Source organism: Rhodococcus sp. EPR-157, from assembly GCF_001647195.1.
Classification (GTDB): domain Bacteria; phylum Actinomycetota; class Actinomycetes; order Mycobacteriales; family Mycobacteriaceae; genus Rhodococcoides.
Genome location: NZ_LVCV01000309.1, coordinates 22915 through 33037, shown reverse-complemented (window position 1 = coordinate 33037; position 10123 = coordinate 22915). Strand labels below are relative to the sequence as shown.

At 64.1% G+C, this 10123-nt stretch carries 10 protein-coding genes; 7 read left to right on the top strand and 3 right to left on the bottom strand.

Annotated elements, in window-relative coordinates; all coding sequences use genetic code 11:
* The 7 genes from paaA to A2J03_RS14310 form a co-directional block, all read left to right on the top strand.
* On the top strand, positions 1-617 hold a 617-nt coding region (gene paaA, locus A2J03_RS14340), incomplete at its 5' end, for a 1,2-phenylacetyl-CoA epoxidase subunit PaaA (RefSeq protein WP_068375050.1).
* Positions 614-976: a 1,2-phenylacetyl-CoA epoxidase subunit PaaB gene (gene paaB, locus A2J03_RS14335; protein ID WP_068375047.1), complete on the top strand. Its 363-nt coding sequence runs from the start codon at positions 614-616 to the stop codon at positions 974-976. The genes paaA and paaB, both read left to right, overlap by 4 nt.
* 12 nt (positions 977-988) lie before the next feature.
* Entirely contained in the window at positions 989-1906 is a 918-nt protein-coding gene (gene paaC, locus A2J03_RS14330) for a 1,2-phenylacetyl-CoA epoxidase subunit PaaC (RefSeq protein ID WP_068375044.1), read from the top strand.
* A gap of 41 nt (positions 1907-1947) precedes the next feature.
* Positions 1948-2409, top strand: coding sequence for a 1,2-phenylacetyl-CoA epoxidase subunit PaaD (paaD, locus tag A2J03_RS14325; RefSeq protein WP_068375056.1), 462 nt, complete (start codon positions 1948-1950; stop codon positions 2407-2409).
* Positions 2409-3503, top strand: a complete 1095-nt coding sequence (gene paaE, locus A2J03_RS14320) for a 1,2-phenylacetyl-CoA epoxidase subunit PaaE (protein WP_068375041.1) — start codon at positions 2409-2411, stop codon at positions 3501-3503. Before paaD ends, paaE begins: the two co-directional genes overlap by 1 nt.
* A gap of 18 nt (positions 3504-3521) precedes the next feature.
* Positions 3522-4829: a phenylacetate--CoA ligase PaaK gene (gene paaK, locus A2J03_RS14315; protein WP_068375038.1), complete on the top strand. Its 1308-nt coding sequence runs from the start codon at positions 3522-3524 to the stop codon at positions 4827-4829.
* An 11-nt stretch (positions 4830-4840) separates the two neighbouring features.
* Positions 4841-5746, top strand: a complete 906-nt coding sequence (locus tag A2J03_RS14310) for a helix-turn-helix domain-containing protein (protein ID WP_068375036.1) — start codon at positions 4841-4843, stop codon at positions 5744-5746.
* A 22-nt stretch (positions 5747-5768) separates the two neighbouring features.
* On the opposite strand, the gene styD is transcribed toward A2J03_RS14310, so the two are convergent.
* The 3 genes from styD to A2J03_RS14295 form a co-directional block, all read right to left on the bottom strand.
* Complete coding sequence (gene styD, locus A2J03_RS14305) at positions 5769-7250, bottom strand: phenylacetaldehyde dehydrogenase StyD (RefSeq protein ID WP_068375033.1); 1482 nt, start codon at positions 7248-7250, stop codon at positions 5769-5771.
* 13 nt (positions 7251-7263) lie between these two features.
* The gene (locus A2J03_RS14300) at positions 7264-8376 is read right to left on the bottom strand and encodes an NDMA-dependent alcohol dehydrogenase (RefSeq protein ID WP_068375030.1); all 1113 of its coding nucleotides are present in this window, start codon (positions 8374-8376) and stop codon (positions 7264-7266) included.
* A gap of 162 nt (positions 8377-8538) precedes the next feature.
* Complete coding sequence (locus tag A2J03_RS14295) at positions 8539-10122, bottom strand: regulator (RefSeq protein WP_068375026.1); 1584 nt, start codon at positions 10120-10122, stop codon at positions 8539-8541.
* Between the last annotated feature and the right edge of the window lies 1 nt (position 10123).

The following is a 10123-nucleotide window of genomic DNA, read 5'->3' as shown; positions in this document are numbered from 1 at the left end:
AGCAGAAGTACTCCTCGATCTTCAACTACCCGACCCTGACCTACGCGGACGTCGGCACCATCGGTTGGCTCGTCGACGGCGCCGCGATCTGCAATCAGGTGCCCCTGTGCCGCAGCAGCTTCGGACCGTACGCACGTGCGATGATCCGCGTCTGCAAGGAAGAGTCCTTCCATCAACGCCAGGGCTACGAGCTGCTCGCGACCATGATGCGCGGCACCGACGAGCAGCGCGCGATGGTGCAGGAATCGGTGAACCGCTGGTGGTGGCCGGCATTGATGATGTTCGGCCCGCCCGACGACGAGTCCCCCAACACCGAGCAATCGATGAAGTGGGGCATCAAGCGTCACACCAACGACGAGCTGCGCCAGCGCTTCGTCGACATGTCCATCCCGCAGGCCGAAGCACTCGGAGTCACGTTCCCCGATCCGGACCTGAAGTGGAACGACGAGCGCAAGTCGTACGACTTCGGCGAGCCCGACTGGGCCGAGTTCATGCAGGTGATCAAGGGCAACGGTGCATCCAACGTCGAACGCCTTGCCAACCGGCGGGCAGCGCACGAGGACGGCGCATGGGTCCGCGAGGCCGCGACCGCTTTTGCAGAGAGGAATGCTTCATGAGTCAGTTCACTGCCGAGGGTGGCCACGGCGCAGTTCCGACCGACAACGTCCCCGTCGAGCCGAAAAGAGAGTCAGTCAAAGCGGATTGGCCACTCTACGAGGTCTTTCTTCGCGGCAAACGCGGACTGAATCACGTGCACGTCGGATCGCTGCACGCAGCCGATGATCACATGGCGCTGCGTCACGCACGCGACGTCTACACCCGTCGCAACGAGGGCGTCAGCATCTGGGTAGTGAAGTCCAACTCGATCGTCGCGTCCTCGCCCTCGGAAAAGGACCCGTTCTTCGCCCCGAGCGGAGACAAGGTGTACCGACACCCGACGTTCTACGAGATCCCCGACAACGTTCCCCACATGTAAGGCCTGACACCCATGACTGATCACGACAACGCCTACGACGGCCTCGTCAACGAAGACACACACGGGCAGTGGGCATTCGGGACGAGCTTCGACGACCCACTTGCCGGCGTCGACACCACCGTCCCCGACGACGTCGACCTTCGAGCCCTTGCCGCATACTGCCTCATGCTCGGCGACGATGCGCTGATCAGCTCACAGCGTCTTGCCCAGTGGAGCACTCGCGCACCGGAACTCGAAGAGGAAGTCGCGCTCGCGAACGTCGGACTCGACCTACTCGGGCAGGCCAGGTTGCTGCTGGCGCGCGCTGCGGCCGCGGACTCCACAGTGGTCCCGCGCATCTCCGACACCTCACCCACACCGCCGGAGGACGCCCTCGCGTTCTTCCGCGACGAGGCGAACTTCCGCAACGTACGGCTCACCGAACTCGACAACGGCGACTTCGCCAAAACGCAGGTGCGCCTGTTGGTGTTCTCGACGTGGCGATTGGCCGTGTTCACCAGGCTCCGCACCTCACGTGATCCGGTCCTCGCCGCCGTCGCGGACAAGGGCGTCAAAGAGCTGACGTACCACCGGGATTACGCGGCCCGCTGGGTCGTGACGCTTGGGTGCGGAACCGAGGAATCGAAGCGACGGGTTCACGACGCCATCGCGCGGATCTGGCCGTACGTGTCCGAACTGTTCGTCCCCACCGACGAGGAGATCGCGCTCGCACAGGTGGGCGTCGCCGTCGACCCTCGCGATGTGCGTGAAGAGTTCGATTCCGTTCTCGCTCAGGTTCTGCACGCGGCAGAATTGGAAGCGCCGGACGGCAAGGCCGTCGGGACGATCGGCGGCCGCGGTGGTCGGCGCGGAATCCACACCGAAGCATTCGGGCCACTGATCGCCGAGATGCAGGTCGTGGCGAGGGCCCATCCGGAGGGAGTCTGGTGACCACACTGGAACGAACGGCGCGCGAGATCGCCGCCACCGTCATGGACCCCGAGATGCCACTGCTCACCCTCGACGACCTCGGCGTCCTGCGTGACGTCGAGGTCCGTAAGGACGGCAGCGTGCTCGTCACCATCACTCCGACGTACTCGGGATGCCCGGCGATGGCGACGATGCGTGACGACATCGAACACACGCTGCACGACAACGGCTACGACAGTGTCGAGATCGTCACCAGCCTCAGCCCCGCGTGGAGCACCGACTGGATCTCCGAGGAGGGTCTGCGCAAACTGCGTGAATCCGGGTACTCGACACCCGGCCCTGCCCCCACCCGCACGAGCGGTCCGGTCCCGTTGACCCTGACGGTCAAACCCCGGCAGATCGCGTGCCCACAGTGCGGTTCTACGAAAACACATTTGACCTCGGAATTCGGTGCCACGCTGTGCAAAGCCCAGTACCGGTGCGGCAGCTGCCTCGAGCCCTTCGACCACGTGAAGGAGATCTGATGACCGTCACCGCCGAACCCGTACAGAAGAACCTGCGAAACAAGCCTTTTCACACGCTGACCGTCGCCGACGTCGAATCGCTGTGCGACGACGCCGTCGCCGTCACGTTCGACGTACCCGGGCACCTGACCGACGAATTCGACTTCCTCCCAGGTCAATCCCTGATGCTCAGCCGCACGGTCGACGGCGTCGAACATCGTCGTTCCTACTCCATCTGCGCACCCGCAGGTACCCGTCCTCGGGTCGGTGTGCGTGAAGTCAGCGACGGACTCTTCTCCTCCTGGCTCGTCCACGAGGTCAAGGCCGGCGACCGCATCGACGTCCAGGGTCCGAGCGGCACCTTCCATGCAGACCCCGCCGCCGGCGGCAGGCACGTATTGATCGCCGCGGGATCCGGAATCACTCCGATGCTGTCCATCGCGGCGTCGGTGCTGGCCAACCCGGACGCCGAAGTCGTTTTGCTGTACGGCAATCGGCGCACGCGCTCGGTGATGTTCGCCGAGGAGATCGCAGACCTGAAAGACCAGTACGGCAGTAGGTTCGATGTCATCCACGTCCTCTCTCGCGAGCCTCGCGAGGTCGAATTGTTCAGCGGCAGACTCGATGCAGCGCGCCTGCGCGAGATTCTCGACACCGTAATCCCGACGCCCGACATCGACCACTTCTGGCTGTGCGGACCGTTCGGGATGGTCACCGATGCGCAGGAGGTCCTCGGCGACCTCGGTGTCGCCAAGAGCAGCATCCACCACGAATTGTTCTATGTCGACGACATCCCTCCTCCGCAGGAGAAGCACCGCGAACCGGGCGTCGTCGGACCGAGCAGCGAGGTCACCATCGTTCTCGATGGTCGCAGCGTCACAGGCGCACTCCCGCAGGACGAGTCGATTCTCGACTCTGCCGAGATGCTTCGCTCCGACCTTCCTTTCGCGTGCAAGGGTGGTGTCTGCGGCACCTGTCGCGCGAAGGTGACCAGCGGCGATGTGGACATGCGTCGCAACTACGCGCTCGAGGACAGCGAGGTCGATGCCGGCTTCGTCCTCACCTGTCAGACATTCCCACTCAGCGACACCGTCACCGTCGACTTCGACGCCTGAGACCACAAGAGAGCAACCATGACCAGTGTGCTGTCCACCCCCACCGACACACCCGACATCGAATTCGCGTCGCGCGATCGTATTTCGGCACTCCAGATCGAACGCCTACAATGGTCGCTGAAGCACGCATACGACAACGTGCCGCACTACCGAAAAGCGTTCGACGACGCCGGAGTTCATCCAACCGACCTGAAAGATCTCTCGGATCTGGCCAAGTTCCCGTTCACCGCGAAGAAGGATCTCCGCGAGAACTACCCGTTCGGGATGTTCGCGGTGCCCCAGGACAAGGTCTCGCGTATCCATGCGTCTTCGGGCACCACGGGGAGGCCGACCGTCGTCGGCTACACCGCGAACGACATCAGCAACTGGGCCGATCTGATCGCCCGCAGCCTCCGCGCGGCTGGCGTGAAGCCTTCCGACAAGGTGCATGTCGCCTACGGATACGGGTTGTTCACCGGTGGGCTCGGTGCGCACTACGGTGCAGAGCGATTGGGCTGCACGGTCATCCCGATGTCCGGTGGCATGACCGAACGCCAGATCCAGCTCATCGAGGACTTCGAGCCCGACGCGATCATGGTCACACCGTCGTACATGCTCACGATCGTCGACGCGATGATCAAGAAGGGCATCGACCCGTCGAAGACGTCGCTGAGGACCGGGGTGTTCGGTGCCGAGCCGTGGACCGAGGAGATGCGCAAGGAGATCGAGAAGACTCTCGACATGGATGCCGTCGACATCTACGGCCTGTCGGAGGTCATGGGGCCCGGCGTCGCAATGGAATGCGTCGAAACCAAGGACGGACTGCACATCTGGGAGGATCATTTCTACCCGGAGGTCATCGACCCGGTGACCGGCGAAGTTCTTCCCGACGGTGAGGAGGGTGAGTTGGTCTTCACCTCACTGTCGAAAGAAGCGATGCCCATCATCCGCTACCGGACGCGTGACCTGACGCGACTGCTTCCGGGAACCGCTCGCACGATGCGTCGTATGCAGAAGGTCACCGGCCGCACCGACGACATGATCATCCTGCGTGGGGTGAATCTGTTCCCGACGCAAATCGAAGAGCTGATTCTGACGGTTCCCGCGCTGGCTCCCCAGTTTCAGTGCGTGCTCGCCCGTGCCGGCCGGATGGATTCGTTGACGGTACTCGTCGAGGCTCGTCCGGGTGCCTCACCGGAGGTCCATCCCGTTGCCGCAGCAACATTGAAGAAGCTGGTCAAGGACCGTATCGGGGTCAGCGTGCAGGTCGACGTCGTGGCGCCTGCCGCACTCGAACGTTCCATCGGCAAAGCACGACGCTTGATCGACAATCGACCGCACACGTGAGGTGACCTGAGGTGGCAGAGGACTTCGAGCAATGGCGCGAGTCCGTTTCGACGGCGTTCGTGCCGCTCGACGCCGTCTCCACCGGGTCGTCGTTGTTCGAAGGCGGGCTGCGCTCCTCGACGCTCGGCGCGTTGCAATTGAGCGAGGTGGCCGGGTGCGAAGTAGATGTTCGACGCACGCGCGCGACGATCAAGCGCGCAGACCCTGGTCTCGTCAAGGTCGGCCTTCAGGTCACCGGACACGGAGTCGTCACCCAACGCGACCGCCAGGCAGTTCTCGCGCCGGGTGACTTCGCCGTCTACGACACCAGCGAACCGTACGACCTCCACTTCGGTGGGGCGTTCTCGATGTTCGTCGTCATGCTTCCGCGCGACACGCTGCGTATCGGCTCGCAGGAATTGTCGACTGTGACAGCCCGGCGCTTTCACGGCAGCCAGGGCGTCGGCGCGTCCGTGTCCCCGTTCCTCGCTGGGCTACGAAAGAACCTGGTCGAGAACGACCTACCCGTCACCCCGATGTTCGCCGACGCGGTTCTCGAGCTGCTGTGCGCAGCGCTGGACGAGGAAGCGCCGCGTCGAACAGCGGGGTCGACGTTGCTCGTCGAGGCGGAGTCGCTCATCGAGGCTCATCTGGGTGATCCGACGCTGTCCACGGCTTCCCTCGCCGGACGCCTCCATGTCTCCACGAGGTACCTGCAGCGGCTGTTCGAATCGGACGGGCGGACCGTGGCCGGCTGGATCAGATCCAGGCGCCTCGACCGATGCCACCGCGACCTCGGGGATTCGCGGTTGCTCTCGGAGAGCATCGGTGCGATCGCAGCCCGTCACGGTCTAGTGGATTCCTCGTCGTTCTCCAAGCAGTTCAAGGACACGTACGGTATGTCGCCGCGCGCCTATCGCGCCACCCGTGCGTCCTAGCGTGCACGGGTGGCGAACCTCGTCAAAGAACTATCGTGACGACCTTCTCCTCGGTGTTGGCCTCGATGCCTGCCCAGCCGAGTTCGCGACCGGTGCCGCTGGTCTTCATACCGCCCCACGGGAGTGCGGGATCGATGGCTGCCCATCCGTTGACCCACACGGCCCCGGAGCGGACCTGCGCCGCCAGTAAGTGCGCGCGTGAGACGTCACGTGTCCAGATACTCGCTGCCAGTCCGTAATCCGTCGCGTTGGCGATGGCGATCGCCTCTTCGGGAGTGTCGAACGGGATAACAGTACCGACGGGACCGAAAATCTCCTCCTGGGCGATCTTCATGTCGTTGTGCGCGTCGGCGAAGATCGTCGGCTCGACGAAGAAGCCGTCACGATCGGGACGTCCGCCACCGGCCGCGACGCGTGCGCCACCGTCGCGCCCGGCCTGGATGTATCCGAGAACCGAATCGCGCTGCTTGGCGTTGACCAGAGCACCCATCGTCGTCGCCGGGTCGAACGGATCACCGAGCACCTGCGCAGACGCTGCAGCCGACAGCCCGTCGACCACCTTCGAATACAGCGAACGATGAACCAGCACACGAGTTCCCGCCGCGCACACCTGTCCCTGGTTGAAGAACAGGCCCATCGCGGTGCCGTTGATCGCCGCCTCCAGGTCGGCGTCCTCGAGGATGATCTGGGGCGACTTGCCGCCGAGCTCGAGAGTGGTGCGCTTGAACGTATCGGCTGCCTTCTTGGCGATCAGTCGACCGACGCGCGGGCTTCCGGTGAAGCTGATCTTGTCCACGTCCGGATGCCCGACGAGGGCGTCGCCCGTGACCTCACCCAGTCCCGGAACGACATTGACGACGCCTGCGGGAACACCTGCCTCCTCGATCAGGCGCGCGAGGTGCAGTATCGACAGCGGCGCGTCCTCCGGCGGCTTCACCACCAGGGTGTTCCCCGCTGCCAACGCGGGAGCCAACTTCCATGCCGCGATCATCAGCGGGGTGTTCCACGGGATGATTGCGCCGATGACACCGACCGGCTCGCGAACGGTGTACGAGTGCGTCGGCTGTCCGAAATATCCGGCCGTCGGAATGGTCGCGCCCTGGATCTTGTCGGCCCAACCCGAAAAGTGCCGGAAAGTTGCTGCCGCATTGGGAATATCGAGCATCGCGGGCTGACCCACCGGCTTGCCGACGTCGTGGGCCTCCAGACGGGCAAGCAGGTCACCGTCGCGTTCGATGAGGTCGGCCACGCGATTGAGAAGCTTTCCGCGGGTGACGCCGGGCGTCGCTCCCCATTCGCCACCGAGCTGAGCGCGTGCCGCGCGAACCGCAGCATCGACGTCCTGCGCTGTTGCCGAGGCGATGTCGACGAGCGGCTGTCCGGTCGTAGGGTTCAGATCGGTGAACGTGCCGCCGTCCGATGCGCCACGCCACTGGCCGGCGACGAAGAGCTGCGTTGCGGTGTTCTGGGGCAGAGACGTCGTTGCTTCGTGTACTGCAGTCATTTCTCGGGCCTTTCTAGTACAGGATCAAGCCGCGGACGTTCTCGGCGTTGCGCATGGCCTCGTAGCCGTCGTTCACCTGATCGAGTGTGTATGTGCGCGTGATCATCTCGTCGAGCTTCAGCTGGCCCTCCATGTACAGGCGCAGCAGGTGCGGGATGTCGAAGCGGATGTTGGCGTTGCCGAACCAGGCGCCCTTGAGGGTCTTGCGCATAGCCGTGAGGTCGAACAGGGACAGCGACACATCGGTCGCGGTGATGTCGCCGACGGAGACGTTGACGCAGGTCCCACCCTTCGCGACCAGACTCATTGCCGGTGCGATGATGGCGCCGCTCGCCACGTCGATAGTGATGAGCACCTTGTCAGCGAGTGCGCCCCATGTCAGATCGTTGACCAGCGGTAGCGCCTCGTCGATCGAGGCTGCGGTGTGCGTTGCCCCGAAGATCTTGGCCTGCTCACGTTTGAACGGCGACGGATCCACCACCACGACGTGGCGGGCACCGGCGAGCGCCGCGCCCTGAACAGCGCCACATCCGACGCCGCCCATGCCGAGGATCACGACGGTTTCCCCTGCGGACACTCCCGCGGCGTACACGGCGGACCCCCATCCGGTGGTGACACCGCAGCCGACCAGCGCGGCCTTGTCGAGAGGGATGTCGTCGGTGATCTTGACGCACGAGGCCTCGTTGACGACGGTTTGCGGCGCGAATGTGCCGAGTAGGCATTGGATTCCGGCGTCCTGGCCACGCACGTGATGACGGGCGGTGCCGTCGGAAACCTGGTAGCCCTCGAGCAGGTGCGCGCCGAGATCACAAATACTGGACTGGCCGTTCGCGCAGGCCCGGCAGCGTCCGCAGGCAGGAATGAACCCGAGAGCCACGTGGTCACCGACTGCGACCGAGGTGACGCCTGGACCGCTCTCGGTGACGACACCGGCGCCCTCGTGACCCCCGATGAACGGGAGCAGGCCGACCGGAACGCTGCCGTCGCGCACATGCTCGTCCGAGTGACACAGCCCTGACGCTGCCAACTCGACCTTCACCTCACCGTACTTCGGGGCGTCGAGAACGAGGTCCTCGATCTTCCAGGGCTGGCCGGCTTCCCACAGAACTGCTGCTTCCAATGTCACGTCTGACCTTCCTTCGAGTGTGTCCTAGGTCATAGCTTGACCCGTGACGTCCTCGAAAGACTTGTCGCTGAGCGCACAGTAGTTGTCCGTATGCGCACATGGCGATATCGACCAGAAAGCCGGCCTCCCCGTTGACGGGCAGGCCGGCTCGTGACGAAAGGACTATTCGGCTATCGCCGGCTCGTCGTCCTCGACCACTTCGGGCTTGGTCTTGGCCGACGGCAGCTGCGAGTACGCGAGACACACGATGCCGAAGAACAGATATCCCAGTGCTACTTGTGGATTCGCAGCCCATCCGACTTCATGGGAGTGAATGAGTCCGATCCAGCACAGCACTGCTCCGACGCCGCTGGCGGTTGCCGCAGCGAGGAATCGTTTGTCCAGGATGAACGTGACGATCGTGCCGAGCACCAGACCGGCGAGCACAGCTCCTTCGCCGAAGGTCCTCAACCCGTCGTATACGACGCCGGCCTGCCCGAGGGCTTCGTTGCCGACTTCGGACGCGGAAGTTCCTGCCGCACTGAGTGCGTTGTCGATCAGCCCGACCGCCCATTCGGCAAGGTTCGGCAACAGTGCGACGACGACAGCGATCGCGTGCAGTCGCGGGACCGCCTGGAATGCCTGGGCGCCGATCAACAGACCGATGTACAGCAGGATCGGCACGATCGCAGGTATCGGTAGCAGCGTGGCAAGCAGCCCGAAGAGCCCGAGGAAGCACATCACCCCGATCGCGATGCCGGATGCCAGGGAGTACCCACTGCGGCCGCCCGCGTCCTTCCATCCCGGGTGGCCGATGTAGACGGCGGGAGGGAACGGAGAACCGAAGGCCGAGCCGATGACTGCACCCAAACCGTCAGCCAGCAGCACACTGCGTAGGTTGTAGTTGTCCCCTGCGGCAGAGGCACTTTCGACGTTGCTCATCGCTTCGGTGAAGTTGTAGACACCGAGGGGAATGGCGGTCGCGAGCAGCGGCGCGAGGTTGCCGAGCCCGTCGAGAAGCAGATCCAGACGCAGATCCGGTAGACCGAGCGCGATGTTGCTGGCTGCCTCGGTCACATCGGGTACGGACATGTACCCGCCGATCCATCCGATCGCGGTACCCACCAGCAGTGCAGCGAGACCGACAGGGATGTTGCCCGGAAGCTTCACGTCGGTGAAGAATCCGATGAGTATGATTGCGAGAACCGGCAATCCGATCCAGGCCGCATCCCACATCTGCGCGGCGGGCCGCATCGCGATGAAGGTGATCGAGATTCCGGCGAGAGTGCCGAGCATCGCCGCCCGAGGGGTGATCTTGCGAATGTAGGGCCCGACGAATGCACCGATCATGACGATGATGCCGATCATGAACGCCCACGCCAAACCGGCGGCCCACGCCTGCAACGCATCCCCGGTACTGAGGTACACCGGCAGCATCACCACGAACACCACGATGAACATGTGGGGCACACTCGGGCCGTAGGGCAGCGCGGTGACGTCGGTTCGGTTCTCGCGCTTGGCCAGTCGACGCGCGAGGATCATGTAATACAGGTTGCCGAGCACCAGCGCCACGCCTAGTGCGGGTAGCAACGTACCGAGCACGTCGTCGCCGGGTATACCGACCACCGCGATGCTCAGAGTCGTCAGGGTCAGTACGTTCACGAGGATGTTGAACCCGAGGCCGAAGAAGGCGTTGGTGTCCCCTCGCGTCCACCACGGCAGAACGAATGAGCTCGGCGCGGTCGAGTCCTTCACTTCGGTAGTCATG

Bases quoted from the DNA above. Each gene is read 5' to 3' on its own strand.
- paaB (WP_068375047.1), top strand. From the start codon at position 614: ATGAGTCAGTTCACTGCCGAGGGTGGCCACGGCGCAGTTCCGACCGAC.
- A2J03_RS14295 (WP_068375026.1), bottom strand. From the start codon at position 10,122: ATGACTACCGAAGTGAAGGACTCGACCGCGCCGAGCTCATTCGTTCTG.
- styD (WP_068375033.1), bottom strand. From the start codon at position 7,250: ATGACTGCAGTACACGAAGCAACGACGTCTCTGCCCCAGAACACCGCA.
- paaE (WP_068375041.1), top strand. From the start codon at position 2,409: ATGACCGTCACCGCCGAACCCGTACAGAAGAACCTGCGAAACAAGCCT.
- paaK (WP_068375038.1), top strand. From the start codon at position 3,522: ATGACCAGTGTGCTGTCCACCCCCACCGACACACCCGACATCGAATTC.
- paaD (WP_068375056.1), top strand. From the start codon at position 1,948: ATGGACCCCGAGATGCCACTGCTCACCCTCGACGACCTCGGCGTCCTG.
- paaC (WP_068375044.1), top strand. From the start codon at position 989: ATGACTGATCACGACAACGCCTACGACGGCCTCGTCAACGAAGACACA.